The organism is Pseudomonas sp. RIT778 (genome assembly GCF_019718735.1).
GTDB lineage: Bacteria > Pseudomonadota > Gammaproteobacteria > Pseudomonadales > Pseudomonadaceae > Aquipseudomonas > Aquipseudomonas aphyarum.
On the sequence record NZ_JAIHBA010000016.1, the window covers coordinates 124933 to 151100 of the forward strand.

The window sequence follows — 26168 nt, forward strand, 5'->3', positions numbered from 1 at the left end:
GCCGCCTGTGAGGGCTGCGATTTTTTTGTCTGGACTCTTTCGGACCTTAAAGAAACATCCCGCCCGACGCTTCAATCCGCTGACCGTTGATCCACTGCGCCCCCGGCGACAGCAGCAGCGCCAGCGCACCGCCGATGTCATCCGGCTGCCCGGCACGGCCCAGTGCGGTGTTGCTGGCGACCATGGCGTTCAGCGCCGAATTGTCGCGCACCGCGCCGCCGCCGAAGTCGGTTTCGATGGCGCCCGGTGCCAGGATATTCACGGCGATCTGCCGCGCCCCCAACTCCTTGGCCTGATAACGGGTCAGCACTTCCATCGCGCCTTTCATCGCCGCGTAGGCGGCATAACCCGGCAGGGTGAAACGGGCCAGACCGCTGGAGATGTTGATGATCCGCCCGCCATCGTTGATCAGCGGCAGCAATTGCTGAGTCAGGAAGAACGGCCCTTTCAACTGCACGTTCATCAGCAGGTCGAACTGCTCCTGCGTGGTGTCGGCGAAGGAGGCATGCACACCAATGCCGGCGTTGTTGATCAGGAAATCGAAGCGCGGACGCTCCAGCTGTTGCAGCGCTTGCTCGACCCGTACGGCGAACTCGGCAAAGCCTTCGCTACGGCCGACATCCAATTGCAGCATTACGGCGTTGGCGCCGAGGGATTTCAATTCAGCGACCAACGACTGCGCTTCATCGGCGCGGCTGTTGTAAGTGCCGATAATGTCCACGCCTTGCGCGGCGAGGTGCAGGGCGGCGTTCTTGCCGAGGCCACGGCTGGCACCGGTGATCAATGCGATTTTGCGGTTCATGGGTCTTCCTCGAAGGCAGTGACGGTTGATGGGCTCAGTTTATTTATCCGCAATAAGGTGATAAACAGACTGAAACCGGAATCACTGGTCGGATTGTCCGAACAATCAATGGGTGGCCCATGAACAAACTGGAACTGCTGCGCACCTTCGTCCGGGTCAGCGAATTGTCGAGTTTTACGATGGCGGGGGAGAGTCTCGGGCTGCCGCGCTCGACGGTGTCCGAGCAGGTGCAAGCGCTGGAAACCTTGCTCGGCACGCGCCTGCTGCAACGCACCACGCGCAAGGTCCAGGCGACTCAGGACGGCCTCGCGCTGTATGAGCGGAGCAAGGATCTGCTGTCGCACATGGACGAAATCGAGAACCTGTTTCGTCAGGACGAAGCGTCGCTGACCGGGCGGATCCGGGTCGATATGCCGAACATTCTGTCGCGGCGGCTGATCATGCCGAAGTTGCCGGAATTCATGGCCCGCCATCCGAACCTTGAGCTGGAAATCAGCAGCACCGATCGCCGGGTCGACCTGCTCGCCGAAGGCTTCGATTGCGTGGTGCGCATCGGCGCGCAGCCCGATCAATCGGTGGTGGCGCGGCACCTGGGGGACTTCAGCATGATCAACTGCGCCAGCCCCGCGTATCTCGAGCGCTACGGCGTGCCGCAAACGCTTGAGGATCTGGCGCAGCATCGGCTGGTGCATTACGTCGGTGTGCTGGGTTCGCGTTCGGAAGGGTTTGTCTACGAGCAAGACGGGCAGGTTCACCGCGTGCCGATGGCCGGCAGTGTGACGGTCAACAGCACCGATGCCTACGAGTCGGCGTGCCTAGGTGGATTCGGTCTGATTCAGGTGCCGCGTACCGGCATGAACACCTATCTGGATACCGGCGAGGTGGTGACGGTGCTGCCGCAATACACCGCGCCGGCGATGGGCATTTCACTGCTGTACGCGAGGCAGCGGCATCTGCCGTTGCGGGTGCGGGTGTTCATGGACTGGCTGGGGGATTTGATTCGTTCGACGCTCTGATTTCTGTCGCAAATCCCTGTGGGAGCAACAGCTCTCACAGGGATTCGGCTGGATCAGAAAATCTGGGTAAACAGCCAATACAGACTGCCCGACAGCAGAATCGCCGCCGGCAAGGTCAGCACCCACGCCATCAGCAGATTGCGGATGGTCTTCATCTGCAGGCCGCCACCGTTGGCGACCATGGTCCCGGCCACGCCCGAGGACAGCACATGGGTGGTCGACACCGGCAGGCCGAACATGTCGGCGGCGCCGATGGTCAGCATCGCCACGGTTTCCGCCGAAGCGCCCTGGGCGTAGGTCAGGTGGGTCTTGCCGATTTTCTCGCCGACCGTGACCACGATCCGCTTCCAGCCGACCATGGTGCCCAGCCCCAAGGCAATCGCCACGGCGATCTTCACCCACAGCGGAATGAACCGCGTGGCGTTGTCGATCTGTTGCTTGAACAGTTGCAGCTTGCCGCTGGTGTCGGCGTCGAAGGTGCCGACCTTGTTCTTGTCCATCAGGCGAATGGTTTCGCTGGCCAGGTACATGTCGTTGCGCACGTTGCCCATGGCCTCGGCCGGGACTTTCGCCAGCGAGCCGTAGCCTTTGACTTCTTCACCGATGTGTCCGGTCAGAGAGGCGAGGGCCGGGATCAGTTGCGGCGTGGCTTCCTTGCTGCGCACGTAGTCGGAGAGCACTGCGCGTGGATCGGCCGGTGCCGGCAGTGGCGCACTTTTCACCAGTGCTTGCTGGGTCACCTGGGCGACGGCAGCGAATTGCAGCGACTGTTCTTCCGGCATGGTGCGGTTCAGTGCATAAGCCATCGGCAGGGTGCCGACCAGAATGAGCATGATCAGGCCCATGCCTTTCTGGCCGTCGTTGGAACCGTGAGCGAAGGACACGCCGGTGCAGGTCAAAATCAGCAAACCGCGAATCCACCACGGCGGCGGGGTGTTGCCTTCCGGTGCCTTGTACAGCGAACGGTTCTTCACGAACGCGCGCAGCGCCAGCAGCAACAGCGCCGCGCAACCGAAACCCACCAGCGGCGACAGCAGCAGCGCGTAACCGATCTTGGTCGCTTGGGCCCAGTCCACACCGCTGGTGCCGTCGCGGCCGTGCATCAAGGCATTCGCCACGCCGACGCCGATGATCGAGCCGATCAGCGTGTGCGACGACGAGGCCGGCAGGCCCAGCCACCAAGTGCCGAGGTTCCACAGGATCGCCGCGATCAGCAGGGCGAAGATCATCGCGAATCCGGCGGACGAACCGACCTGCAGAATCAGCTCCACCGGCAGCAGGGCGATGATGCCGAACGCCACCGCGCCGCTCGACAGCAGCACCCCGAGGAAGTTGAAGAACCCCGACCAGACCACCGCAAAATGCGGCGGCAGCGAATGGGTGTAAATCACCGTGGCCACGGCGTTGGCGGTGTCGTGGAAACCGTTGACGAACTCGAAGCCCAGCGCAATCAACAGCGCCACGCCGAGCAGCAGAAACGGCGTCCAGGTGGTGACCACCGTGCCGAGTTCGTGCATGTCGTGCATCAGGCTGTAGGCGGTGAACAGCAGTCCCATCGCCAGCACCGCGAAAAACACCACGTAGGTGAACGGGCCGGTTTTCTTGTCGAGGGCCGGCCTGCCACTGGCAGCGGAGGCCGGGCTGGCGGTCAGGGAGGGAGTAGCCATGGGAGGACAATCCTGAGCGGGGGAAGGAGTGTCGCCCATGATCGTTGCTAAATATTACAGAGAGGCTGCGACAGATCAGTGTTTGGGTTTTTAGCTTCACCGCTGATCTGAAGGCGGTGATCGTTCCCACGCTCCGCGTGGGAATGCATAAGGTGACGCTCTGCGTCACAGGGACGCGGAGCGTCCCGGGCGGCATTCCCACGCGGAGCGTGGGAACGAGCGGCAGGGGCGGTCGGCGCTTAGTAATCCCGCCGCTTGCGAAACGCCCAGCGCCCGGCAATCACGGTGAACGTCACCACCAGCGCCACCAGAATCCAGAACCCTTCGGGATCAGTGGCCAGCGGCACACCGCCGACGTTCATGCCGAAGAAACCGGCAATGATGTTGATCGGCAGCGCCAGCACCGTGACCACGGTGAGGGTGAACAGCGTGCGGTTGCTCTGTTCGTTGAGGTTGGCGGCGATCTCTTCCTGCAACAGCTTGATCCGCTCACCGAGGGCGGTCAGGTCGTTGATGATCAGTGCGAACTCCTCGGTGGATTTGCGCAGCTCCTTCACGTCTTCCTTCTGCAACCACGGCGGCGGCCGGTTGAGCAGGCGCAGCAGCGAACCCGGCTCCAGTGCCAGCAGCCGTTGCAGGCGCACCAGCACTCGTCGGTTGGCACCGAGTTCGGCGCGGTTGGTCGACAGTCGCGAGGACAGCAATTCGTCCTCGACCTGATCGACGCTTATGCTGGTCTTGCGCACGATCTGGGTCAGCACTTCGCCCTGATCGCGCAGCAGATGCACCAGCAGTTCCAGCGGCGAACGGAAGCACTCGCCGGACTTCACCGACGAACGCAACTTGTCCACCGAGTGCAGCGGTTGCAGACGCGCACTGACGATCAGTTTGCTGCGCACACAGACCCACAGCGTCGACACGTCCGACGACACCATGCTGCTGAGGTTGAACACCACGTCGTTGACCACCGCCAGCAACGCCGAATCGACATGCTCGATGCGGGTCGAGCGCGAGCCTTCGTGCAGCGCTTCGAAAAACTCTTCGGGCAGTTGCAGGTGGCTTTTCATCCAGCGCTCGCACGCGGCGTGCGCCAGGTTCAGGTGCAGCCAGAGAAATTCATCGCCCTCGCTGTCGTCTTGCAGGCAGCGCAGGGCGGTCGCCGAATCCACCTCGCGCCCGCGTTCGCCGGGGCGAAACCGAAAGCCGTAAAGCAGGCCGAACAGGTCAGGATCACGATGACTGATATCGAGGCTGTGGTTCATGAAGGCTCGCTGCGAGGAGGCGTCTGTCGCGGGATTTGCAGATTCACCTGAGCCGCATCATCGCAATGTCACATGACGTTTGTGTGACAGCAAAATGACGTCAAATCAACGCGTTACCGGCGGTCTGATTTTTCTCAAGAAGGGCTCTGGCACGCCGATCACGCATGAGTTAGGTTGCGCGCCTTTGGCCAAGAGCCAAGGTCCGCCGACACGGATGTCCGGCCAAAAAATCACGTCTTACCGGACGTGCCTCATCCCTGTCCCGAGTACCTGCGATGCTGCAAAAATCCCTGAGAGCGCAAATTCTCGCCCTGCTGAGCGGTAGCCTGCTGGCGATGCTGTTGATCGCGCTGGCCTGCTTTCACTTCCTGTCCAACGGCGTGCAGAGTTACAGCCAGTTGATCGCCGGCCCCTTGCACACTTCGCAACTGATCGACGAAGCCAACCTGCAATTCAAGGTGCAGGTCCAGGAGTGGAAAAACGTTCTGCTGCGCGGCAAGCAACCGGCGGATCTGGCCAAGTACTGGGGCCAGTTCGAAGACCGTCAGCGCGATGTGCAGGGCATCCTCGGGGAACTGGCCAATCAGAAAGGCCTCGAGCCTGCGCTGAAAACCCGCATCGAACGTCTGCGCGAAGAACATCGTCTGCTCGGCGCTGCGTACCAGAAGGGCCGCGATGCCTACGTCGCCGCCGGTGCTGATCCGACTGCGGGCGACGCTGCCGTCAAAGGCGTCGACCGTGCCGCCAGCGATCAGATGAGCGAACTGGTGGCCGAGCTGCGCAAACAGGGCACCGAGCAATCGGCGCAGATCAGCGCCAGTGCCGATCGCACCGTGTGGCTGGGGCTGCTGGTGATGCTCGCGTCCGGTCTGTTGATCGGTCTGCTCAGCCTGTGGCTGGTCAACCGCAACCTGGTCGAGCCGATCCGCAAGCTCATCGACTACGTCACCCAGTTGAGCAAGGGCCGGCTGGTCGAGCGCGTGGCCAGCGACCGTCAGGACGAGCTGGGTAATCTGGCCGCTGCCGCCAACACCCTGCGCGATTTCCTCGCCGAAACCTTCAATCATCTGCAACGCAGCGCCAAGGATCTGGACAGCGCCAGCGGCGAGTTGAACGCCATCGCCACGCTGATGGCCGGCGGCACCAACGAGCAGTTCAACCGCACCGATCAGGTGGCCACGGCGATGAACGAAATGTCCGCCACCGCCCAGGAAGTCGCCCGCCATGCGGCCGACGCGGCGCGTGCGGCCGACGATGCCGACCAGTCCGCGCAACAGGGCGAGAAGGTCATGCAGAGCACCATCCACAGCATCACCCAGATGCGCGGCGAAATCGCCAACACTGCCACGGTGATCCGTCGTCTGGAAGCCGACAGCGGTCGCATCGGCAAGGTGCTGGAAGTGATTCGCGGGATCGCCGAGCAGACCAACCTGCTGGCGCTCAACGCCGCCATCGAAGCGGCCCGTGCCGGTGAAGCCGGGCGTGGTTTTGCCGTGGTGGCTGACGAAGTGCGCAACCTCGCGCAGCGTACGGCGGAGTCGATCATCGAGATCAACCAGATCATCCACAGCGTGCAGACCGGCGCGGTGGACGCGGCCCAGGCCATCGACAGTGGCCAGACCCGCAGCGATGAAAGCGTCGAGCAAGTGACCCAGGCCGGCGCCATGCTTGAGCGCATCACCCATGCGGTGGAAGCGATTCGCGACATGAACCGTCAGATCGCCACGGCGGCCGAAGAGCAGACCTCGGTGGCCGAAGACATCTCGCGCAACCTGACCGAGATCACCTCGATCGCCAGCACCAACCTCGACAACGTGCAGCGCACCGAAAGCGCCAGCCAGAACCTGCACGGCCTGTCCGGCCAACTGAACGACGTCACCGCTCGCCTGAGCGTCTGACCGGCCAGAGACTGTGTACCGGTTCGGTTACCGAGTCGGTACACAGTCGATCTCAATTCGTGCAGACCGCCGCCGATGCCCGGTTATCTATAACCGGCATTGGAGATTTCCCATGGTCAGCATCACGTCTGTTTCGATCAATCAGACCGTCACCACGCCCACCAGCAAAACCTCGATTGCCGACACCGGTGACGACACCTCGACCACCGCGGCGGCCAGCACCGGCGTGAAGGCCGACACCAGCAAAGTCGCGGCGGGCGGCGGTGCAGCGCCGGCGGGGGACAGCAGTTCCAGCAGCGAAGAATCGGACACCGTGAAAGAACTGCGCAAGCAGATTGCCGAGTTGCAGAAGCAATTGCAGGAAGAACAACAGGCGCTGCAAGCGGCCCAGGCGAAGCAGGAAAGCCAGGATGCCAAGGCGGCGGATGTTGCGGCTGCGCAGTCGCAGATCGCGACGACGTCGGCTTCGTTGCAGACGGCGACGGCGGCTTTGTTGGCGGCTTTACAGGATTCGGATTCGAGTACGTCGGGCTCGCTGGTCAGTACCTCCGCATAAATTGCAGACACAAAAAAGCCGCACAACCCAAAAGTCGTGCGGCTTTGTTTTATCAGCTGTCTCGTCCTGAATAAGGTTTACACCTTCTGGCTTCTTATCAGGAGGGTGCAATGGATTCGGGCGCAAAACGCAGTCAACGCGATTACACGCTGACTTTTAAATTGTCGGTTGTCGACCAAGTCGAAAAAGGCGAGTTGAGTTATAAAGAGGCTCAACGGCGCTACGGAATTCAGGGTCGATCGACGGTGTTGGTTTGGTTACGCAAGCATGGTCGGCAAGACTGGAGCCAAGGCGCCTCCATTCGTTCCCAAAGGACCCGACCGATGGACGAGCCCACTTTGCCCTTAACACCCGAGCAGAGAATCAAAGAACTTGAGGAGCAGTTGGCGCTGGCGAATCAGAAAGCCAAGTTTTTTGAAGACGTGGTGGATGTACTGAAGAACGACTACGGCGTCTCTGTCGTAAAAAAGCGGCCCGGCAAGTCGTTGCGCAAACCCAAACCCTGAGTGTCAGCAGGGCTTGCCAGTTTATGGGGATCAGTCGCCAAGCCTTTTACAAACGTAATCGCGTCTATCGGGCTCGCATCGAGCAAGATCAGAAACTCATCCAGTTTGTGCAGACAATCCGAGTGCGCCAACCCTGCATTGGCGCCCGCAAATTGCACTCGTTGATGCACGCGGAGCGTGAGAAACAGGAACTGCATGTCGGCCGCGATCGGTTATTGGCGGTCTTGCGTGATTACCGCCAACTGGTCCGCAGGAAGCGGGCTTATCACAAAACGACCGACAGTCATCATCACTTCCGCTGCCATCCCAATCTGCTCAAACCAGGCCCGTCGCAAGTTGTCGCTACCGGTCCGGAACAGGTTTGGGTGGCCGATATCACTTATCTGTCCACCAAGCGTGATGATCCGGTCTATTTGAGTCTGGTGACGGATGCCTTCTCAAGAAAGATCGTCGGCTATCACGTGCATGGCAGCTTGCATGCCGACTCAGTGGCTCAAGCCTTGCGTATGGCCTTGAAGACGCGTCGAACACGCCAGAAACTGGTTCATCACTCGGATCGAGGTGTGCAGTACTGCTCGGCGCTATATCAAAAGCTCCATGCCAAACATGGCATCACGTGCTCGATGACTGATGGCTACGACTGCTACCAAAACGCCCTGGCAGAGCGGGTCAATGGCATCTTGAAGACAGAGCTCTTGCTCCATCGGCCAACAGACCTGGCGCAAGCGGAGCAAATGGTGCGGGAGGCGATCTTGATCTACAACCAGGAGCGCCCGCACCTGTCCTTAAAATACAAAACGCCCGATGCGGTGCATCGGGCGTTAGGGTGAAATAGGTGTAAACCTATTTCAGGACTAGACAAGCCAATCAAGTGTCTTGCTTGTTGGTCAGCACCTTGCCAGTCGTCGCATCGAAGTCCACATCGAACTCCTTGCCATCCGCAGTACGCAACTCAACTTCATACTCATAACCATTGAAGTGATTATCCAGGTCGGTATCGGTAATGGTCGCGCCCGGATGCAGTTTCAGCGCTTGTTCGTTCATCGACTCCAACGACTTGATCTTGCCCTCCTTGACCAGTTGCGGGATCTGGTCAACGCGAACGTCAGCCTGGGCGAGGCCGGCGGTGAGGGTCAGGGCGGCAGCGGTAAACAGGGCAGTCAGGGTTTTCATCGGTTATTCCTTTGGGTGATTCGTTTAAGTGAGTTCAGGTTAATCGCCGCAACTTAACTCACCCTTAAAAACACCCGAGCGGTTTGCGTCGTTTGTTCAATTGCGGTTCTGCGCAAACTTTCATGCTCAGCCTTCGATTAATGGAGGTGGACATGAAACGCATCTTTTCGTGGCTGTACGCGCCGTTGTTCTGGGTTGGATTTATTGGCGGCGCAATAGAGTTGGCGGGGTATTCGCTGCTGTGGTTGTTGCCGCTTTTTGTTTTAGCGCTGGCGGTCTCGTTCGCGGGTGAATGGCTGTTGCCTTATGAAGTGAACTGGAATCGACCCGCCGGTGACCGTCGGCGCGACATCCTGCACGCGCTGGTCAACGAAGCGCTGAATGCCGTCGGCCTGCTGGTATTGCCGGGGCTGGTGGCACTGCTGGCGATTGACGGGGCGTGGCCGTCGAACTGGCCGTTGTGGCTGCAAGTGGCGCTGGCGATTTTCATCGCCGATGCGGGCGTGAGCCTGATGCATTACGCCAGCCATCGCGTGCCGTGGATGTGGCGGCTGCACGCGATTCATCACAGCGTCGAGCGGCTCTACGGGTTCAACGGTTTGATGAAGCATCCGCTGCATCAACTGCTGGAGGCGACGGCGGGGCTGTTGCCGTTGCTCGTGCTGGGCATTCCGTCCGACGTGGCGGTGTTGCTGGCGTTCGCCATTGCGATCCAGCTGTTGTTGCAGCATTCGAACGTCGACATGCGTATTGGCCCGTTGCGCTGGGTCTTCGCCTGGGCGCCGCTGCACCGGTTCCATCACATGAAGTACGGGCGCGCCGGTGACGTCAATTTCGGGCTGTTCTTTACCCTGTGGGACTGGCTGCTGGGCACTGGGTTTTACACCGAGGGTTACCGGATCGGCGAGGGCGATCTGGGCATCGGTAGTCGTCCGGATTTTCCGCGTGGCTATGTGGCGCAGTTGCTCGATCCGTTCGAACCGGCAGCGCTGGGCAAGGAACCGAAAGTGCCCGAGGGCTTGAGACGTTGAGTCAGTCCAGCAAGCGCAATTCGATGTTCTGTAACGCCTGACGCGCCGTCACGCCGAAGAGTTTTTTCAGGCTGCGGGAGAAGTGCGCCGAATCGGCAAAACCGGCGGCGTGGGCGGCATCGGTCACCGGGCTGCCCGCCAGAATCGCAGCCATCGCCAGCCGTAATCGCCGCCACAGCACCAGCCGTCGCACCGGCAAACCGACCTGACTGACGAACAACCGCTGCAACTGGCTCAGCGAAACATGGGCGGAATCGGCCACGGTGTTGGCGGCGACTTTGCTCGACAGTGATGCGTCGACGGTCGCGAGAGCTCGTTCGATTCGTGAGTCGTTCAGAGGTCGGCGCGGGCATTGGCCGATGGCGTGATCCAGCGCCGGCAGCGACCACTCGATGTCGAACAGCGCATCGCGCAATGTCTCGGCATCGAACCGCAAGGGTTCGGCATAAATGGTGAATACCGGATCCGGCGCTTCGACAATCGCATGCCGAGTCTGCGAGGCAATCAGCAGGCGGGAAGTGGTGACGGGGTTGCCCTCGACCAGCACGGTCACCGGGCGGTCAGGAGCAAGAATCAGTTGGTGGGCATAGTGGGAGTGGGGCGCCGTGCGCCCCGACATCCCGTGGATCAGGCCATGGTCGTGCCCCAGCCAGAGGCGGCCTGTCCACGGGGTGTCCGGTTGCATCAGAAGCCGTTGTTCTTCAACACCTGATCCACACTGGCGGCGGCCGGGCGTTTGTAGAATTTCAGCAGCTCGCTGGCGCGGTTGGTGAAGATGCCGTCGACGCCAGAAGCCATGACTTTTTCGAAGTCCACCGGCTCATCCACGGTGTAGACGTGCACCAGCAGGCCCTGATCGTGGGTGTATTTGTTCATCCATGGCTGCACCAGATCCGAATAGCTCTGATCGCCGCCGTGGGTCAGCTTCGCCGAAGGGCCGGTGCCGATTGCACCCTGGGCCTTGGCGTAGTCGATCCATTGCTTGAACTCGGCTTCGGATTTCGGCTCCTGCTTGCCGTAGAACGCGTTCTTGTCCTTCTCGCCGGATTCGGCAAAGGTCACTTTGGATTTCGGCTCGATGCTGCCTTCGCCCACCCACAGCAACAGGATCTTCGGCACCTGCGGCATTTCCTTTTGCAGCATTTCAAGGCTGCTCTTCTCGAAGGTCTGCAGGATCACCTTGCCGTTGCTTTCGCCGACACTGGCGACGTTTTTAGCCGGTTTGGCGCCGGCCGGGATCAGCCAGCCGCGAGCCTGAAGTTTTTCCTTCAGGTCATGCTCGATCCCCGGGAACAGCTTCGGCTCCTTGGTTTCGATGTACAGGCCCGGCTTGTGCTTCGGATTGGCCTGGGCGATGTCGATGATTTCGTCGAGGGTCAGAATCTTCAGACCGACGTAGGACGGGCGGGCGCGATCCGGGTACTTGGCGTTGTACCAGCTGCCGGCGTCGAGGGTTTTCAGTTCGGCCATGGTGAAGGCATTGGCCGGGCTGTCCTTGCGCTCCGGGAACTTGGTGGCGACGTCGGTGGTGCGCTGCAGGTTGTCGTCGTGCAGGGCGAACAGCACGCCGTCCTTGCTGCGCTGCAAGTCCATTTCCAGGTAATCGGCGCCCAGGTCGCGGGCCAGTTTGTAGGAGGCGGCGGTGGATTCAGGGGCATCGAAGGACGCGCCACGGTGGGCGATCACCGCCGGGTGCGGAATGCCCTCGGAGGCAGCGAGCGCAACAGGGTTTGGCTGGCTGGCGGCGTGGGCCTGGCCGAGGCCGAGCATCAGGCTCAGCAGCAGAGCGCTTTTGGTGAACGTGGCGGGCATGTCGAGGTCCTTTCGCAGGTATTTTCGAAGATGTCCCTTTTAGCAACTCAAACGAAAACGTGCTATCGCAAGACCGACATAAACGTACTGAAAGCGAAAATTTCCGCACTTTTGTGCGTTTGTTTGCAGTACGCTTGGCCACGACAACCGCCCCGGCAGAGGGCGCGCCACTCATTGCCCTGCGTGTAGACCATCGATCCTTTTCGTGAGGTTTACCATGCGCATCACATCCCAACTCATCTGCCAGGCGGCCGACGACCTCAAGGGCTTCGTCGGCCTCAACCGCAAGACCGGCCAGTACATCGTGCGCTTCAGTGAGGATTCGTTCGGAATGGACGTGGCCGATGACGGCATCATTCCGTGCAGCGAATTCGTCTGGGCACCAGCCACCGAACAGACCATGACCCTCAAGCGTGAGCTGATCCAGTTATTGCTGGATCAGAATATTGATGACCGGATCAACATTACCGAGCCGTTGCGCGTTTATATGAATAAACGCGAAGTGCCGGAGATTGAGGCGGTGCGTAGTCTGGTGAAGGGCTGAGGTTGCGCAGCGATTCATTTGCCGCCATCGCCAGCAGGCTGGCTCCCACAATGGATCTGTGGCGTCCACAAATCTCCCTGTGGGAGCGAGCCTGCTCGCGATGACGCCAGTGAATACACCTTAGTACTCACTGGCCAAACCGATACTCCCGCTCCACCCGACACACCCGCGTCTGAAACGCCGAATACCATTCAGCCCGCCCACGCGCCTGAATCACCCGGTGCTCCGGATGCTCGCGCCAGGCCAGAATCGCCGCCTCACTCTCCCAGTACGAAACCGTAATCCCCACCCCGTCCGCGCCTCGGATCGAATCGATACCGAGAAACCCCGGTTGCTCGGCCACCAGTTGCATCATGCGCTCGGAGGCTTCGGCGTAGCCGTTGTCACCTTCGGTGCGGGTCGAAGTGAAGATCACGGCGAAACACTCAGTGTTCGGTTTCATCGACATTGCTCCAGACCGGCTTCAACAAACGCCCGCACCAACGGTGGCAATTGCCCCTTGAGCGCTGCGCGTTCCGGCTGGAACAGCGTGGCGACAAAGAACACATGGTTTTTCAGTTCGATGGCGCGCAGATCGCCTGCCGAATCGTGACCCACGGCGTGTAGTTCATGGGTCAGCAACTCCCGTTCGAACTGCGGATTCACACCATAGCGGCAGCGATAGCCTTCGCGAATCTCCGACGTTTCGTACGCCCTGGCGATCAACGAACCGGGCACCAGATGGATGCTGTCCACGGCTTCCACCAGCGAGCAGGTCAGCGGTGTGAGCACCGCGCGGCTCGAGTCAGGTGAAGTTTCGCCATGTTCGGCGTCGGCCCAGCCCAGCACGTGGCGGGAAAACTCCAGCACCGTATGTTGAAAACCGCCGCAGGTGCCGAGGAAAGGGCGCTGCTGCTCGCGGGCAAAACGGATGGCCCGCAGGGCGCCGTCTTCGCTTTTGTAGGGGCTGGCCGGGACACACCAGAAGCCGTCGAAATGTTCCAGCGGCGTCTCGGGCAGGATTCGGTCGGTGGCCAACCATTCGAATTCGACCGGACGGCGAAGGTGTTCCGCCGCCAGTCCGAGGGCGACCGGGATGGCTTGGTGGGCGGTGACTTGCGGATCGAAATCACCGATCAGGGCGATGCGCAGGGCTCTGGATTCCATGAGTACTCGCTGTGCTTGTTGAGGGATGACGCTCACTATAGATTGGCGTTCACGCACTCTAAATTGGCGTTTGCCCAAGTGATCAATGCAGCCACGCAATACCAACTGGATTTCCCGGATCTGGCCCTGATCCTCGCCTTAGTGCGCGGAGGCTCTCTGGCCCGGGCCGCGCAGCTGTTGAAGGTCGATGTATCGACGGTGTTTCGCGCCGTACGCCGACTGGAAGCCGCACTCGGTCAGCAACTGTTCGAAAAAGGCCGCTCCGGTTACTTGCCCACCAGCCTCGCTCAAACCCTGGCCGAGCAGGCCGAACGCGCCGAACAGGCACTGGAAGCAGCGCGAATCGGAGTGGAGCAGGGCGGCGAAGTGGTCAGCGGCACGGTGCGCCTGACCTGCACCGACTCGGTGTTGCAGGGTCTGTTGTTGCCGGCGCTGGCGCAGTTCATGCCGAACTATCCGGCGCTGACCATCGAGCTGAGCACTTCCAATGATTTCGCCAACCTCAGCCGCCGCGATGCCGACATCGCCCTGCGCCTGACGCGTACACCGCCGGAGCATCTGGTCGGACGGGAGCTGGCGAAGATTTCCTACCGGGTCTGCGCCAGTCAGCGTTATCTACAAAAGGTTGAAGCGGCCGATCTGGCAGCGCTGACCTGGATCGCCCCGGACGACTTTCTGCCCGATCACCCGACCGTCGCCTGGCGTCGTCAGCAGTTGCCGGGTGTGACACCGAGCTATCGCTGCAACAGCATGCTGTCCGTGACCGAACTGGTCCGCGCGGGGCTGGGCGTGGCGGCGTTGCCGGACTTTCTCATCAACGAAGGGCTGCAAGCCCTGAGCGAGCCCTTGCACAGTTACGACACCGCGCTGTGGCTGCTGACCCGCCCGGACTGCCGCGCGTTGCGCTCGGTGGTCACGCTGTTCGATGAACTGGGGCGGGCGCTGCGTTTGCCGTAGTCGTGTTTAACCGGGCGCCCGGTCATTGGCGAACATGCTCACGGCTTCCACCGCTTCGCTGGCGCCGTCCCGGATCTGCAGAATCACCGTGCCGGCCTGATCCGCCAGTTCGACACCCTGCGCCGCGCGACCACGGGTGCTGTCCATGCTCTTGATCGCTTGACGGGTTTCGCTCTGGATCAGGCCGATCATGTTGGAAATCTCTGCCGTCGAGCCGGAGGTGCGCGCCGCCAGCTGCCGCACTTCATCGGCCACCACGGCAAAGCCGCGCCCCTGCTCGCCGGCACGGGCGGCTTCGATGGCAGCATTCAGGGCCAGCAGGTTGGTCTGATCGGCAATCGCGCGGATGGTGTTGACGATGGCGGTGATCTGTTCGGAGCGCTCGCCCAGTTGCGCGATCAAGGTCGAGGATTCGGCAATGTCGTCGGCGATGTCGCGCATTTCACTGGCCGCTTGCTGGATCACTTGCGTACCTTGCTCGGCGACTTTTCGGGTGGCGACGGAGATGTGATAGGCGGCGCTGGCGCTGCGTGCATCCTGCTCGTGCTGCTCGACGCGGGCGGTGACGTCCGAGGCGAACTTCACCACTTTGCACAATCGGCCAGCGGCGTCATAGACAGGGTTGTAGTTGGCTTCGAGCCACACGGTCTGACCGCGTTTGTCGATGCGTTCGAATTGACCCTGGAAAAACTCGCCCTGATTCAATCGGCGCCAGAAGTCCTGATAGTCGCTGCTGTTGACCAGATCGGCAGGGCAGAACAGCCGATGATGTTTGCCCTTCAGCTCAGCGAGTGTGTAACCCATGCGCGTCAGAAAATTCTGATTGGCCGTGAGAATACTGCCGTCGAGGTCGAATTCGATCACTGCCATGGCGCGGTCGATGGCCTGCAACTTGGCGTTGGCTTCACTTTCCTGCTGAACTTTGGCGGTGACGTCCATGGCGTACTTGACCACTTTTACCACGCGTCCAGACGCATCCTTGATCGGGTTATAACTGGCTTCCAGCCAGACTGGCCGGCCCTGGCTATCGAGCCGTTCAAAAGTGCCGGACTGGAACTGGCCGTTTTTCAGCTTCGACCACAATTCGGTGTACTGGCTGCTGCGGGCAATCTCGGGCGGGCAGAAGCGGCGATGGGGCTGACCGATTACTTGTTCGGCCTTGTAGCCCATGGTGTTCAGGAAATTGTCGTTGGCGCGTAGCACGACGCCGTCGAGATCGAACTCGATCACAGCCATGGAGCGGTTTATCGCTTCCAGCAGGCCGGTCTGTTCGGTAATGGTGTTTTGGAGAGCGTCGAGGGCGGACTTGTGGCGGTTGAAAAACATGCTGGCGGCACTCTGGAAATAGGGCTGAAGGTTGGGTCCCTGTTCCCGCGCCGGCTAGCCGGACGTGCTGATGATTAGCAGCAGTGTGCCAGCATCCAGGCTGACGGATTCACTTATACAAAACTTTATAAAGTTGTACAAGAAATCGATATTTCTCCAGTTTGTACAAGTTTTTTCAGGCGGTTGAGCGGCTCAACGCGACGCTGATCGTGTTTCGTCCCGCGTGTTTTGCGCTGTACAGCGCCTTGTCGGAATCGTCGAACCACTCGAGGGCGTCGGCGTAGACGGACTGATAACGGGCGAGGCCGATACTCAGGCTGACGCGTAGCTCGGGGACGTCGGGATGACGGTATCGATCCATTCCTTCACGCAATTGCTCCATCAGCGCTTCGGCCTTGTTCAGTGGCAGGTTGGGCAGGATCACGCAGAATTCGTCGCCGCCATAACGTCCGGCCAGCTCGCTTTCGTCGAGCACGAATTTCAGCTCGCGACTCAATTGTCGCAGCACGGCATCGCCGACGATGTGTCCGTAACTGTCGTTGATCGACTTGAAATGATCGATGTCGATCAGCGCCAGAATGGCTTGGGAATTGTGCTGCCGGCACTGCTGAAACTTGAGGTGCAGCAGGTCTTTCCAGGCGCCGTGGTTGAGCAGGCCGGTCAGGCTGTCGGTACGGCTCAGGGCGCTCAGGGTGCGTTTGTGTTCGGCGAGTTTGATCGCCAGCCGGTAACAGACCATGCCCAGTGCCAGCGGATAAAGGGTCAGCATCGGCAGGCAGGCCCAGACCTGAGTCTGCGTGGCCGTCAGGGTGAAATTGACACCGAACACCGACCAGCCCAGCAGCACGCCGATTACCTGCGCGAGAGCGCCGAGCAGGAACAGACGCTGGCCGCCGGCGGCCACGTTGTTCATGGTCATCATCGACAGGATGGTCACGGTGGTCAGCGGATTGAACTGGAAACACGCGGTCCAGAAACCGCCGCACACCGAGTCATAGAGCAGGTTGCGGCGTTCGGCACGATAGGGGAAAGCCGAGCGGGTCGAGCATTGATAGGCCACGTGCGGCCAGAGAAAACCGTTGAACAGCAACAACGCCCAGAGCCAGCCCGGCATGTTCAACGGATACAGCGCGGCCCCGACACTGAAAAAACCGATGCCCAATCCAATGGCCCGTGGCAAATAAATGCGCCTGGCGAATGACAAGCCTTTGCCGCGTTGGTTTTCCATGATGTTCTGCGCCAGATTCATTCTGAAACACTTTGCAGTGTAATACTTCAGACAGACCGTTCATCGGCCAATGACAGACATTGTCATTTATTCCAGCGGGAAAATTCAGTGTCCTTGTGAGCCATTTACCGTGGCGCAGGCCTTGTCTAGAGCTGATAGCAGGCCAGAAACATATCCAGTGCAGAATCGACCACGGCATTTTGCGTGGTGCTGTCGAGCGAGGGCTGGCCCATGGAGATCTGCGGCCAGAAGGCAAACGTCTTCAACAGCCCCTGCACCTGATGCGCGGCGAATTCCGGATCGACCGGTTTCAGCCGACCGTCCGCCTGGGCCGCGCGAATCCACACGGTCACGCTTTCCTCACGTTCGCCCATACGCGCCACCATGTTCTGCGCACGCTCCGGCGAGTGGATCGCAGCCGCGATAGCGACACGGGCCAGGTTCATGAAATTGTCGTCCGCCATCATCTGCAGTTTGGCCAGCAGCATCGTTCGCAATTGATCGCGCAAGGGCTGATCAGGCTGATACGACACGGCTTGCTCGGTGCTGATTCGTGCCCACAACTGATTGAGAATTTCGGCGAACAGCTCTTCCTTGCTCGGAAAATGGTTGTACACCGTGCGCTTCGACACCCCGGCAGTGGCCGCGATCTTGTCCATGCTGGTGACCTCGAAACCGTTGGTACGGAATTCGGCGATCGCGGCCTGGATGATGGCTTCGCGTTTACGGTCGGTGAGGCGCTGGGGAGCTGTCATAAATTCGATTCGGCAGAAAAAGGGTGAAATTACACTCGGCAGTTTACTTGTCATCAGGTTTGATGCAACCTAGAAACTACACCGATCAGTGTAATGTTGCGTTAATCGGTGCAACCTAAAACCAGATGTCCGGCTGATGCGTGCGTGCCTTGGCCATTTATCGTCCCACCGTGGAAAGCCGTGAATTGCGCGGTGTTTCCGGAGTCATTCAATCATGGCCAAATCCATTGCTTCTGCGGGCAGTCAAACCCCTGAACCTTCGCGTCAGGCCGAAGGTGTATTCCGCAACCACGCGCCGGTGCAGCGCGAAGGTGTGCGCAAGATGCTGCGGATCATGTGGAACATGATCTTCCACAAACCGCGCAACACCCGGCCGGCGGCGGCCATTCCGGTGCAGCCACTGACCCGCGCGGATCTGATCGCGGCGCCCAACCACAGCGTCTATCGCCTCGGTCACTCGACCCTACTGCTGAAGCTGCAGGACAAGTTCTGGATTACCGATCCGGTGTTCGCCGAGCGCGCCTCGCCCGTGCAATGGGCCGGCCCGAAACGCTTCCACCAGCCTCCGATCAGCATCGACGAGTTGCCACCTATCGAAGCGGTGATCCTGTCGCACAACCACTACGATCACCTCGACTACGAAGCGGTGTTGAAACTCGCGGACAAGGTCAACGTGTTCCTCACCCCGCTGGGCGTCGGCGACACGCTGATCAAATGGGGCATCGATGCCAGCAAGATCCGTCAGTTCGACTGGTGGCAGGGCACCGAAGTCGCCGGCATCCGCTTCATCGCCACCCCGTCACAACACTTCTCCGGACGTGGCCTGTTCGATGGCAACCAGACCCTGTGGGCTTCCTGGGTGATCATCGACGGCGACACGCGAATTTTCTTCAGCGGTGACAGTGGCTACTTCGACGGTTTTAAACGCATTGGTGAACAGTTCGGTCCCTTCGATCTGACCCTGATGGAGACGGGGGCCTACAACGTCGAGTGGCCTTACGTGCACATGCAACCGGAAGAAACGTTGCAGGCCCACATCGACCTCAAGGGCCGCTGGCTGTTCCCGATCCACAACGGCACGTTCGACCTGGCAATGCACGCCTGGCATGAGCCCTTCGACCGCATTCTTGCTTTGGCCTGGGAGCGCAGCGTGTCGATCACCACGCCGAAAATGGGCGAGGCATTCAACCTGATGCAACCGCAACGAGGGGAAGCGTGGTGGTTGGAAATGGAACAAGAGATGTCAGAAAAAGGGCGCGTTGCTTGTAGCGGCTACAAGGCTGGGTGAGTTTTCCTACCAGCACTGGTTCTTGTTGCTGACAGCCGTTTCCTGCGGCTTCGGTAGGCTTGGTCGCGAGTGAAATGACTCACTCGTGATTGGCTTAAACAAGGACTAGAAAATGAAAATTCGCTTTAAACGCAGCGCGAACACGCTGGCGCAGGCCATCCTGCTTTCGCTGACCAGCAGCGCCGCTTTCGCGGCGCCCTCCAGTGCAACACTTGAATACGCCAGCGCCAGCGAGCTGAGTGCAATGATGGTCAGCAACGAACTGACCTCGGTCGCACTGGTTCAACATCTGATCACGCGCATTGCGGATCTGGACAAGCAAGGCCCGACACTCAACGCCATCATCGAAATGAACCCTCAGGCTCTCGACATCGCGACCGCGATGGATGAAGAGCGTGCGCAAGGCAAACTCCGTGGTCCGCTGCATGGCATTCCTGTTCTGTTGAAGGACAACTTCGATACTGCCGACAGCATGCAAACCAGTGCCGGCTCGTTGGCCATGGTCGGGCAACCGGCAGCTCAAGATGCATTTACGGTTAAACAACTGCGCGATGCCGGCGCCATTCTTTTGGGCAAGGCCAACATGAGCGAGTGGTCAGGGATGCGTGATATGGCCGTGCCCTTGGGGTGGAGCGGGCGCGGCGGCCAAGGGAGAAATCCTCATGTGCTGAGTGAAAGCACCTGTGGTTCCAGTTCCGGCCCGGCGGCAGCGGTCGCCGCCGGTTTCACTCCGCTGGCGTTGGGAACTGAAACCAATGGTTCGATCAGTTGCCCGGCGTCGGCCACCGGTGTGGTTGGCGTCAAACCGACGCTGGGGTTGTTCAGTCGTTCCGGCATCGTGCCGATTACCCGCCTGCAAGACACGCCGGGCACGCTGACCCGCACCGTGCGGGATGCCGCGCTGCTGTTCAATGTCATGCAAGGCATTGACGCCTCGGACAGCGCGACTGCCGATGCCCCAACTGGCGTTGACTACACCGCACTGCTTTCCAGTGAAGCCTTGCAAGGCAAACGGATCGGTTATCCGGTTGCGTACACCGGGTCCCACGATACCGTACTGAACCCGAGTCTGGAGATGCTTGCCGCCATGGCCACCCTGGAAGAGCAGGGCGCTACGCTGGTCCCGCTGACTGTGCGTCTTCCGGACATCGATGACTACGTTAACGGCCTGATGGGTGGCATGAAGCACGAACTACCCGAATATCTCGCCAGCCGCCAGGGACTGCCGATCAATTCATTACAGACGCTGATCGACTTCAACCAGGCCAACCCCGGTGAGGAGCAACACGGCCAGCAGATGCTGGAGGCCATCAACGCGTCGGCGCTTTCCCATCAGGACGCGACCGCACTGATTACTACCATCAGCCAGAACTTCAAAGACGCTATCGATGAGCAGGTGCGTGAGCACAATCTGGATGCCCTGTTCGCCGAATCGGACGGCTTTTCCCAGTTCTCTGCCGCCACCGCAGGCTACCCGGCAATCACCTTGCCCTCGGGCATAAGTGATGACGACACGCCGACCTCCGTATTCTTTTACGGCCAGCAGTGGAGCGAGCCACAGTTGTTTGCCATGGCGTACAGCTACGAACAGGCTTCGATGGAACTGCGTCATCCGGGGTTCAAGGATTAAACACCTTGCTGGCACTGTGTTGTCTTCGAATATTTGAAGCACTGCCGTATCAAGCGAACACCACCTCAATTCGGCCCTCTTTGCGAGAGCGGGGGGCCGGTTTGATCACAATCTGCACATCTCGGCCAAGGAGGGAAAGGCATTCCATCATCTTGGCTTCACTGATGCCGCGGAATTTTCCTCTCAGCATTTCGGACAGCTTGGGTTGTGACAGCCCTAGGATTTCAGAAGCTTTAGATTGAGTGAGATGACGCGCTTTGATGATTTCACCGATCTTTGCGGAAAGCTGTGACTTGATCCTCATCTCATTGGCGTTTGGTATCTCTAGATCCTCGTAGATGTTCCCGCTGCTTTCTTCGATTCCAATCAATTTCGAGTTCCTTCCGCGTGTGGGCCGACCTCAACGGGTCTTTTCAATCAGCCATTGCATAAGTTTCGCGATCAACCGACGTGGGCATCGCACCTCTGACATTCCCCCCACGCCCCGGAGCAAACCCCGGAAAGAACACCAACCCCTGCGCCTCAAACCGATAGGTCAACGCCAGCCGCACCTCATCCGCCACGTCCTGCTGCGCTTCGAATCGCTGAATGTCGTCTACTGAAACCTTGGCCTCTCGCGACAACTGTTCAACGCTCCAGCCCAACATCCCTCGGGCCTGGGCGCAATGGGTCGGGGTGAACTGGAAAAGGGCGATACGTTCGAGGATGAGGTTCATCGCTGAAGAGGCCATGGTGTGCTCCGGGCTCGAGAGTGCTGATGGAAAATGTACTGTGTTTTTGTACAGTTGTTTTCGGCCGGGATCAAACGCATTTTTTGATTTGCCCTAGTTCGCCGCCTCCAACCAGACGGACGGTGCCTGACCGAGGATCCGACGGAACATCGTCGAGAACGCCGCCGGGCTGTCATAGCCGAAATCCAGGGCAATCCGCGTCACCGCTTCACCCGCCGCCAGTCGTGCCAGCGCCAATACCACGCAGGCGCGCTGACGCCATTGACTGAAACTCAGGCCGGTCTGCTGACGAAACAGTCTGTTGAAGGTGCGTAAGCTTACGTGCAGCTGATCGGCCCAATGCTGGGGTGATTGGTGGGCATTCGGCTGATGCAGAAAGGTCTGACAAAGTTCGAGCAGTCTTCCGTCAGGCGGCAGCGGGATATGCAACGGAAGTGGTGCACTGCGCACCAATTCATGCAGCAACAAATCGACCAGCACGCCGTCACGCCCGGCAAGGTCATAGGTCAGCGGCAACTCCACGGCTTCCATCAGCAAGTGCCGCATCAACGGCGACACACTGATCACCTGGCAACGCTCACCCAGATCCACTGCCCCCGGCTCGATATACAAACTGCGAGTGCTGACCCCGAGCATCAACACCTCATGCGCCACTCCCGGCGGAATCCACACCGCTCGCTGCGGCGGCACCACCCAGTTGCCATCATGCGTGCTGACCTGCATCACCCCGGTCGCGCCGTACAACAATTGCGCCCGCCGATGCGTATGACGTGGCAACAGATAGCCGTGGGAATAATCCGTACCGATCGCCACCACCGGGCGCGGCGTGTCATCCAGCAGATTGATCGAAACATTGTGCATCGAGCGGCACCCAGCAGTTGGCGTAAACGCAAACATTATTGGCTGACTTGCTGAAGCAGGCCAAGCGCCGCCGCTCTATCGTCGACCGCTCCCAAACAACGGACGACACGCCATGTTCTACCTCCTGCTGACACTCTTCGGCTGCCTAACCGGCGTCACCGCCGTGCTCTTCGGCTTCGGCGGCGGCTTCGTCGTCGTGCCACTGCTGTACCGCATGCTCACCGCGAACCACGGCGCCGACGACCCGATCAGCCAGTCCTCCATGCACATCGCCGTCGCCACCTCGACCTGCGTGATGATCGTCAACGCCCTGATCGCCACCGGCAAACATCGTCGCGCCGGCAACCTCATCCGTGATTACCTGTGGCCTTTGGGAGGGTTCATCGGGGTGGGCGCGGTCGTTGGCGCAATTGCAGCGGTGTGGGTCAGCGGCGAAGTCATTCGTTATGCCTTCATCGCCTACCTCGGCGTGACGATTGTCGATTGCCTGCTGCGACGCGGATTTCTTACGCAGTCCGAAGGCGCCATCCCACGGCGATTGGGAACACTGGAAACGTCCGGCGGCGGTGTAGGCATTGGCGCCATCGCAACCTTTCTCGGCGTAGGAGGAAGCGTCATGACCGTGCCGTTGTTGCGGCGTTGCGGGTTGAGCATGTCGCAGGCGACGTCGATGGCCAATCCGCTGAGCGTGCCGGTGGCACTGGCGGGCACACTGACTTACATGGCGCTTGCCGGTTTCAGCGAGACCGACTTGGGGCCATGGTTTATCGGGTATGTGGATCTGCTGGCGTTTGCGGTGCTGACGCTGGGCTCGATGCTAGGGATTCGACTGGCCACGCCGTGGATCGGGCGGATACCGGATCGGGTGCATGCTTGGGTTTATATTGGATTGTTGGTTATTGTGATGGTGGTAATGTCGGTGAAGTAGTCGTGTATCGACAGTCCCCCCATGTTCGATCCTCCCGATTATTTATTAGAGATCAAGGATGCTGATCTTCAACTGCACCGAAGCCGCCAGCAAGTTCTTCAGTCGTGTCCACCAGGGCAAAAAGATCACCCCGGTGGATTTCGCCCCGCCATCATCAACCATCGAAGATGATGAGATGGACAGTGGTGTCGAACAGTGGCTGGTGCATGCGATCACCGTGCAACGAAAGCATGTACTGTTCGCCATGCATATCAAGACTCGCTATTGCATGGTTTTCGCCGACATGAAAAAGGCCGATCTGGATGCATTTGTGGGGCAATTCGCTGATCGCTGGTTCAACGGTGTAATGCTTCATGCAACCCATCACGGGCTCTCCGAGTGGATTGATATTGAACCGTTGATTGAGCGATTCCAGTGGATGTGTCGACCGCAGCAGTTCTATCGCCGCAGCCATCGCAGCGCACAGAAACACATCGATGAAATTGCCTGGATCTTCCAGGACAAGGCCGCAGGAGCCGGTTGTTTACCGCCTGATGAAGTCGCAGCCATGGTGTTCGATGCGCAGATGAACGACACCCCGAGAAACAGCAAGGGCGTCAAGGGTTACTACTATCCGGATGAGGAAATGACCGTTCATTGGCTTCGTCGTTATTGCGCTCTGGATGAGGACGAAGTTCAAGCGGCCAAGGACCGGCGCAAGCAAGTGTATCGGGAGATCGCAGCAGTCGAGCGCGCAGCCTGGCTGGAAGAATACAACCGACGAAACTCGATTACTTAAGCAACCCTAGCCATAATCCGCCCCGCATTCACCAGCGCCGGCACTCACGTCCCGGCGCGACCTCCGACTCACTCAGGGATCGATCCATGCTCAAGGGACTGTTGCGCCTGGCGCCATATACCGCCGTGCTGTTTTCACTGCTTTCCACCGCTCAGGCTGACGACGGCAGACGTGTGTTCACCGGCACGCTGGGCAAGACGCCGATTGTGGTCGAGATCAATACCCAGAATCCGGATGAAGTGACCGGTCGTTACTTCTACGAGAAATACCATCGGGACCTGCCCCTCAGCGGGTCATTGCAGGACAGCACTCTGACGCTGGTCGAAGGCAACAATCGCTACAGCGACGACAAGCCACTGCCAACTTTGAAACTGGAAGAAACTGCCACTGGCTGGCAGGGCGAGTGGCAAAGTCCGAAGGGCAAGAAGCTTTCAGTGCAACTTTCCGAGGCCAGGATTCCAGCGCCGACAACTTCTACGCTGCCCTTCATCGCCGCGCTGCCAAACGGCGAGCCGTATGAATATTTGCGACTACAGGGGCTCAAGCTCAAACCGCTGAAGAAACAAGACTTCATGGGTTACACCCTGCAATGGTGGACAGAGCCGGAGTCAAAGATTTCGCTGTTCAGCGTAGAGTCCGGTCTGCCAAAAGACGATCTGCAACGGGTTAACCAGCAGTTGCTTGGACGGCTGTGGAATGAGGTCATCCGCTATCACGGTTGCCAACTGCAGGGCGGGGAATACGTCGAGTTCATGCAGGACGCAGAACCCAAAATGATTTCGCCAGCCGTGGTCAGCCTGAACATCTCGACCAGCTATTTCTGCGGTGGCGCGCATCCGGACTTCGGTGATTCACCCCTCAACATTGATGTAAGCACAGGCCATCCGTTATCACTCGAAGATGTGTTGTGGGTAGGTGAGGGCAAGCCACTGCTGCATGCCGAACGAGACAGTCTGGGTGACAAACCCTTGAGCCAAGCCGAAAGTGACGCGCGTTATCAGTATGAAAACAAAGACCTGGTGCCTTGGCTGATCAAGCAATTCACCGCTCTGTACCCCGCAGAAATGAAGAAACCGACGCAAGATGACGATTGCGACTTCACGGAAGAAAGCGTTTGGGGTTCTTCGCCGTGGTACTTCACCGCGAAAGGTTTGTACCTGGGCGCCTACTTCGCCCGCGTACAACGCTCTTGCGATAGGCCAGACTGGTCAGTCCTGCCGTACTCCCTCATCAAACAACACCCCGGCGCCGTCCAACTGCAACTGCCCCAAGGCTAACCATCACGCCAGACCCGGCGCTTCACGAATGATGAAGTGATCCAGGTTCTCGATATTGGCATTGAAGACCTCGAAAGGCTTTTCGGGGTTCTTCTTGCCCGGCACCTGCTTCAACTCCGGCGTCACTCCATAGAAGAAGCAAAACAACTCCTTGTCGCTATCAATGGCGTGCTTGATCTCTTCCAGAAACGCCTTGCGCTTGCGGTAGTTGTCGATCAGCTTTTTGTTGAGATAGACACTGACCGGATAAGGCTTCTTCTTGCTGTCATCCGGCTTCTTGAACCAGACCTTGTCCTCGAAATCGATCCGGAAACTGGCGCTGTGAAAGTCCTCGATCTTCTTGATCCGGCCCCAGTAAATCAGCCCCTTGTTGTCCATCAAATACTCGATCTTCTTGAAGAACGAACTGTACGGCGCCGTATGCTCACCAATCTTCAACGGCATACGCTTGAGCAATTCCTTGTCCGCGAAGTTCGACACAAAACACTCCACGGGGTGAGCGAAGACACTGGTCTTGTCCGGCGCCGTCTCACGACTCGGCGATTCTTTTGAGGGATTAGTCGCCACTCGCACCGGATCATCCCACAACACATCCGCCGCCCCCAATGGCGCGGCAGGCTTGCGCACATACTCACGACGCGTCAGCAACAACTCAGACGGAAAATGCCCTCCCGCCCGTCATCCGATTCCCCATCCGCCGCCTCAACCCCCGACGCCGACGTCTTCAAACTCACATACGGACAACCCGCCACATGCTGCGTACCGGGCAGATTCTTGAAGTGCGGCGTACGCACGTAATTCACGTTCTTGGCGTTGAACGTGCCCAACTCGTCGGAAGCATCGAACGCCGAACGACAGGCGTCGTTGGGGCACTGGAAGTGTTCCTTCGCAGAATCGAACGCCACCGTCTCATCGAAATTGAGATCGCGAACGTCATAGATCGACAACTTGTCGTCGAGGCTGAGGCAGTAGGCGAGGTCGAATTTCATGGTGGGG

The 26168-nt window shown here is 59.5% G+C and carries 26 protein-coding genes and 3 pseudogenes; 13 read left to right on the forward strand and 16 right to left on the reverse strand.

Annotated features, from left to right (window positions below):
• Window positions 1-46: 46 nt before the first annotated feature.
• Entirely contained in the window at window positions 47-802 is a 756-nt protein-coding gene (locus tag K5E37_RS12645; protein ID WP_221533986.1) for an SDR family NAD(P)-dependent oxidoreductase, read from the reverse strand.
• A 119-nt stretch (window positions 803-921) separates the two neighbouring features.
• On the opposite strand from K5E37_RS12645, the gene K5E37_RS12650 reads away from it, so the two are divergent.
• Entirely contained in the window at window positions 922-1818 is an 897-nt protein-coding gene (locus K5E37_RS12650) for a LysR family transcriptional regulator (RefSeq protein ID WP_221533987.1), read from the forward strand.
• A gap of 53 nt (window positions 1819-1871) precedes the next feature.
• Here K5E37_RS12650 and K5E37_RS12655 read toward each other — a convergent pair whose 3' ends face one another.
• Window positions 1872-3485: an inorganic phosphate transporter gene (locus K5E37_RS12655; RefSeq protein WP_221533988.1), complete on the reverse strand. Its 1614-nt coding sequence runs from the start codon at window positions 3483-3485 to the stop codon at window positions 1872-1874.
• Window positions 3486-3724: 239 nt separating this feature from the next.
• On the reverse strand, window positions 3725-4747 hold the full coding sequence (locus K5E37_RS12660; protein WP_007951092.1) for a transporter: 1023 nt from the start codon (window positions 4745-4747) through the stop codon (window positions 3725-3727).
• Between the two features lie 854 nt (window positions 4748-5601).
• Here K5E37_RS12660 and K5E37_RS29690 point away from each other — a divergent pair.
• From K5E37_RS29690 to K5E37_RS12675, 4 genes and pseudogenes are all read left to right on the forward strand, one after another.
• Window positions 5602-5712 (forward strand): annotated as a pseudogene (locus K5E37_RS29690) (hypothetical protein); the annotation flags it as partial.
• A 228-nt stretch (window positions 5713-5940) separates the two neighbouring features.
• Window positions 5941-6645 carry a methyl-accepting chemotaxis protein gene (locus K5E37_RS29695; RefSeq protein WP_371921029.1) on the forward strand — a complete coding sequence of 235 codons (705 nt, stop codon included), beginning with the start codon at window positions 5941-5943 and terminating at the stop codon, window positions 6643-6645.
• Window positions 6646-6757: 112 nt separating this feature from the next.
• A complete protein-coding gene (locus K5E37_RS12670) occupies window positions 6758-7201 on the forward strand; it encodes a hypothetical protein (RefSeq protein ID WP_127799484.1) in 444 nt (147 codons plus the stop codon).
• Between the two features lie 110 nt (window positions 7202-7311).
• A protein-coding gene (locus K5E37_RS12675; RefSeq protein WP_371915882.1) for an IS3 family transposase occupies window positions 7312-8537 on the forward strand; the annotation gives its coding sequence in 2 pieces (ribosomal slippage) (window positions 7312-7663 and window positions 7663-8537; 1227 coding nt in all).
• A 37-nt stretch (window positions 8538-8574) separates the two neighbouring features.
• Here K5E37_RS12675 and K5E37_RS12680 read toward each other — a convergent pair.
• On the reverse strand, window positions 8575-8880 hold the full coding sequence (locus tag K5E37_RS12680; RefSeq protein ID WP_007951089.1) for a PepSY domain-containing protein: 306 nt from the start codon (window positions 8878-8880) through the stop codon (window positions 8575-8577).
• Window positions 8881-9032: 152 nt separating this feature from the next.
• On the opposite strand from K5E37_RS12680, the gene K5E37_RS12685 reads away from it, so the two are divergent.
• Window positions 9033-9911 carry a sterol desaturase family protein gene (locus K5E37_RS12685; RefSeq protein ID WP_221533989.1) on the forward strand — a complete coding sequence of 293 codons (879 nt, stop codon included), beginning with the start codon at window positions 9033-9035 and terminating at the stop codon, window positions 9909-9911.
• Window position 9912: 1 nt separating this feature from the next.
• Here the strand turns inward: K5E37_RS12685 and K5E37_RS12690 are convergent, their stop codons facing one another.
• Window positions 9913-10596, reverse strand: coding sequence for a helix-turn-helix domain-containing protein (locus K5E37_RS12690; protein ID WP_221533990.1), 684 nt, complete (start codon window positions 10594-10596; stop codon window positions 9913-9915).
• Entirely contained in the window at window positions 10596-11723 is a 1128-nt protein-coding gene (locus K5E37_RS12695) for a glycerophosphodiester phosphodiesterase (protein WP_221533991.1), read from the reverse strand. The genes K5E37_RS12690 and K5E37_RS12695 overlap by 1 nt, the downstream gene beginning before the upstream one ends.
• A gap of 217 nt (window positions 11724-11940) precedes the next feature.
• Between K5E37_RS12695 and K5E37_RS12700 the strand changes: the two genes are divergently transcribed.
• Window positions 11941-12267, forward strand: coding sequence for a DUF2025 family protein (locus K5E37_RS12700; RefSeq protein ID WP_064598843.1), 327 nt, complete (start codon window positions 11941-11943; stop codon window positions 12265-12267).
• 127 nt (window positions 12268-12394) lie between these two features.
• Here the strand turns inward: K5E37_RS12700 and K5E37_RS12705 are convergent, their stop codons facing one another.
• Window positions 12395-12709, reverse strand: a complete 315-nt coding sequence (locus tag K5E37_RS12705; RefSeq protein WP_221533992.1) for an antibiotic biosynthesis monooxygenase — start codon at window positions 12707-12709, stop codon at window positions 12395-12397.
• Window positions 12706-13413 (reverse strand): CTP synthase, encoded by a 708-nt coding sequence (locus K5E37_RS12710; protein WP_221533993.1) that lies wholly within the window; start codon window positions 13411-13413, stop codon window positions 12706-12708. The genes K5E37_RS12705 and K5E37_RS12710 overlap by 4 nt, the downstream gene beginning before the upstream one ends.
• 15 nt (window positions 13414-13428) lie before the next feature.
• On the opposite strand from K5E37_RS12710, the gene K5E37_RS12715 reads away from it, so the two are divergent.
• The gene (locus K5E37_RS12715; RefSeq protein WP_007951082.1) at window positions 13429-14370 is read left to right on the forward strand and encodes a LysR family transcriptional regulator; all 942 of its coding nucleotides are present in this window, start codon (window positions 13429-13431) and stop codon (window positions 14368-14370) included.
• 6 nt (window positions 14371-14376) lie between these two features.
• On the opposite strand, the gene K5E37_RS29700 is transcribed toward K5E37_RS12715, so the two are convergent.
• From K5E37_RS29700 to K5E37_RS12730, 4 genes and pseudogenes are all read right to left on the reverse strand, one after another.
• Entirely contained in the window at window positions 14377-14835 is a 459-nt protein-coding gene (locus K5E37_RS29700; RefSeq protein ID WP_409348064.1) for a methyl-accepting chemotaxis protein, read from the reverse strand.
• 87 nt (window positions 14836-14922) lie between these two features.
• A pseudogene (locus K5E37_RS29705) lies at window positions 14923-15696 on the reverse strand (PAS domain-containing protein); the annotation flags it as partial.
• Between the two features lie 175 nt (window positions 15697-15871).
• A complete protein-coding gene (locus tag K5E37_RS12725; protein WP_045121640.1) occupies window positions 15872-16924 on the reverse strand; it encodes a diguanylate cyclase in 1053 nt (350 codons plus the stop codon).
• A 146-nt stretch (window positions 16925-17070) separates the two neighbouring features.
• On the reverse strand, window positions 17071-17679 hold the full coding sequence (locus tag K5E37_RS12730; protein WP_007951079.1) for a TetR/AcrR family transcriptional regulator: 609 nt from the start codon (window positions 17677-17679) through the stop codon (window positions 17071-17073).
• Window positions 17680-17893: 214 nt separating this feature from the next.
• On the opposite strand from K5E37_RS12730, the gene K5E37_RS12735 reads away from it, so the two are divergent.
• Both K5E37_RS12735 and K5E37_RS12740 read left to right on the forward strand, forming a co-directional pair.
• On the forward strand, window positions 17894-18967 hold the full coding sequence (locus K5E37_RS12735; protein WP_221533995.1) for an MBL fold metallo-hydrolase: 1074 nt from the start codon (window positions 17894-17896) through the stop codon (window positions 18965-18967).
• 112 nt (window positions 18968-19079) lie between these two features.
• Window positions 19080-20597 carry an amidase family protein gene (locus tag K5E37_RS12740; RefSeq protein WP_221533996.1) on the forward strand — a complete coding sequence of 506 codons (1518 nt, stop codon included), beginning with the start codon at window positions 19080-19082 and terminating at the stop codon, window positions 20595-20597.
• Between the two features lie 49 nt (window positions 20598-20646).
• Here K5E37_RS12740 and K5E37_RS12745 read toward each other — a convergent pair whose 3' ends face one another.
• The 3 genes from K5E37_RS12745 to K5E37_RS12755 all read right to left on the reverse strand — a co-directional run bounded on the left by K5E37_RS12745 (window position 20647) and on the right by K5E37_RS12755 (window position 22189).
• A complete protein-coding gene (locus tag K5E37_RS12745) occupies window positions 20647-20967 on the reverse strand; it encodes a helix-turn-helix domain-containing protein (RefSeq protein WP_221533997.1) in 321 nt (106 codons plus the stop codon).
• 43 nt (window positions 20968-21010) lie between these two features.
• Window positions 21011-21328 carry an XRE family transcriptional regulator gene (locus tag K5E37_RS12750; RefSeq protein ID WP_221533998.1) on the reverse strand — a complete coding sequence of 106 codons (318 nt, stop codon included), beginning with the start codon at window positions 21326-21328 and terminating at the stop codon, window positions 21011-21013.
• A gap of 93 nt (window positions 21329-21421) precedes the next feature.
• On the reverse strand, window positions 21422-22189 hold the full coding sequence (locus K5E37_RS12755) for a helix-turn-helix transcriptional regulator (RefSeq protein ID WP_221533999.1): 768 nt from the start codon (window positions 22187-22189) through the stop codon (window positions 21422-21424).
• A gap of 112 nt (window positions 22190-22301) precedes the next feature.
• On the opposite strand from K5E37_RS12755, the gene K5E37_RS12760 reads away from it, so the two are divergent.
• From K5E37_RS12760 to K5E37_RS12770, 3 genes are all read left to right on the forward strand, one after another.
• The gene (locus tag K5E37_RS12760) at window positions 22302-23117 is read left to right on the forward strand and encodes a sulfite exporter TauE/SafE family protein (protein WP_221534000.1); all 816 of its coding nucleotides are present in this window, start codon (window positions 22302-22304) and stop codon (window positions 23115-23117) included.
• A 58-nt stretch (window positions 23118-23175) separates the two neighbouring features.
• On the forward strand, window positions 23176-23895 hold the full coding sequence (locus K5E37_RS12765) for a DUF6933 domain-containing protein (protein WP_221534001.1): 720 nt from the start codon (window positions 23176-23178) through the stop codon (window positions 23893-23895).
• Between the two features lie 86 nt (window positions 23896-23981).
• Complete coding sequence (locus K5E37_RS12770; RefSeq protein WP_221534002.1) at window positions 23982-25172, forward strand: hypothetical protein; 1191 nt, start codon at window positions 23982-23984, stop codon at window positions 25170-25172.
• Between the two features lie 3 nt (window positions 25173-25175).
• Here K5E37_RS12770 and K5E37_RS12775 read toward each other — a convergent pair.
• Window positions 25176-26161 (reverse strand): annotated as a pseudogene (locus K5E37_RS12775) (hypothetical protein).
• Between the last annotated feature and the right edge of the window lie 7 nt (window positions 26162-26168).

What these genes read in the sequence shown, in the direction of transcription:
- K5E37_RS12685 (WP_221533989.1), top strand. Translation starts at nt 9,033, where the DNA reads ATGAAACGCATCTTTTCGTGGCTGTACGCGCCGTTGTTCTGGGTTGGA.
- K5E37_RS12740 (WP_221533996.1), top strand. Translation starts at nt 19,080, where the DNA reads ATGAAAATTCGCTTTAAACGCAGCGCGAACACGCTGGCGCAGGCCATC.
- K5E37_RS12760 (WP_221534000.1), top strand. Translation starts at nt 22,302, where the DNA reads ATGTTCTACCTCCTGCTGACACTCTTCGGCTGCCTAACCGGCGTCACC.
- K5E37_RS12725 (WP_045121640.1), bottom strand. Translation starts at nt 16,924, where the DNA reads ATGGAAAACCAACGCGGCAAAGGCTTGTCATTCGCCAGGCGCATTTAT.
- K5E37_RS12755 (WP_221533999.1), bottom strand. Translation starts at nt 22,189, where the DNA reads ATGCACAATGTTTCGATCAATCTGCTGGATGACACGCCGCGCCCGGTG.
- K5E37_RS12670 (WP_127799484.1), top strand. Translation starts at nt 6,758, where the DNA reads ATGGTCAGCATCACGTCTGTTTCGATCAATCAGACCGTCACCACGCCC.
- K5E37_RS12770 (WP_221534002.1), top strand. Translation starts at nt 23,982, where the DNA reads ATGCTCAAGGGACTGTTGCGCCTGGCGCCATATACCGCCGTGCTGTTT.
- K5E37_RS12765 (WP_221534001.1), top strand. Translation starts at nt 23,176, where the DNA reads ATGCTGATCTTCAACTGCACCGAAGCCGCCAGCAAGTTCTTCAGTCGT.
- K5E37_RS12690 (WP_221533990.1), bottom strand. Translation starts at nt 10,596, where the DNA reads ATGCAACCGGACACCCCGTGGACAGGCCGCCTCTGGCTGGGGCACGAC.
- K5E37_RS12655 (WP_221533988.1), bottom strand. Translation starts at nt 3,485, where the DNA reads ATGGCTACTCCCTCCCTGACCGCCAGCCCGGCCTCCGCTGCCAGTGGC.
- K5E37_RS12735 (WP_221533995.1), top strand. Translation starts at nt 17,894, where the DNA reads ATGGCCAAATCCATTGCTTCTGCGGGCAGTCAAACCCCTGAACCTTCG.
- K5E37_RS12660 (WP_007951092.1), bottom strand. Translation starts at nt 4,747, where the DNA reads ATGAACCACAGCCTCGATATCAGTCATCGTGATCCTGACCTGTTCGGC.
- K5E37_RS12680 (WP_007951089.1), bottom strand. Translation starts at nt 8,880, where the DNA reads ATGAAAACCCTGACTGCCCTGTTTACCGCTGCCGCCCTGACCCTCACC.
- K5E37_RS12645 (WP_221533986.1), bottom strand. Translation starts at nt 802, where the DNA reads ATGAACCGCAAAATCGCATTGATCACCGGTGCCAGCCGTGGCCTCGGC.
- K5E37_RS29695 (WP_371921029.1), top strand. Translation starts at nt 5,941, where the DNA reads ATGTCCGCCACCGCCCAGGAAGTCGCCCGCCATGCGGCCGACGCGGCG.
- K5E37_RS12750 (WP_221533998.1), bottom strand. Translation starts at nt 21,328, where the DNA reads ATGGCCTCTTCAGCGATGAACCTCATCCTCGAACGTATCGCCCTTTTC.
- K5E37_RS12710 (WP_221533993.1), bottom strand. Translation starts at nt 13,413, where the DNA reads ATGGAATCCAGAGCCCTGCGCATCGCCCTGATCGGTGATTTCGATCCG.
- K5E37_RS12695 (WP_221533991.1), bottom strand. Translation starts at nt 11,723, where the DNA reads ATGCCCGCCACGTTCACCAAAAGCGCTCTGCTGCTGAGCCTGATGCTC.
- K5E37_RS12650 (WP_221533987.1), top strand. Translation starts at nt 922, where the DNA reads ATGAACAAACTGGAACTGCTGCGCACCTTCGTCCGGGTCAGCGAATTG.
- K5E37_RS12730 (WP_007951079.1), bottom strand. Translation starts at nt 17,679, where the DNA reads ATGACAGCTCCCCAGCGCCTCACCGACCGTAAACGCGAAGCCATCATC.
- K5E37_RS12700 (WP_064598843.1), top strand. Translation starts at nt 11,941, where the DNA reads ATGCGCATCACATCCCAACTCATCTGCCAGGCGGCCGACGACCTCAAG.
- K5E37_RS12705 (WP_221533992.1), bottom strand. Translation starts at nt 12,709, where the DNA reads ATGAAACCGAACACTGAGTGTTTCGCCGTGATCTTCACTTCGACCCGC.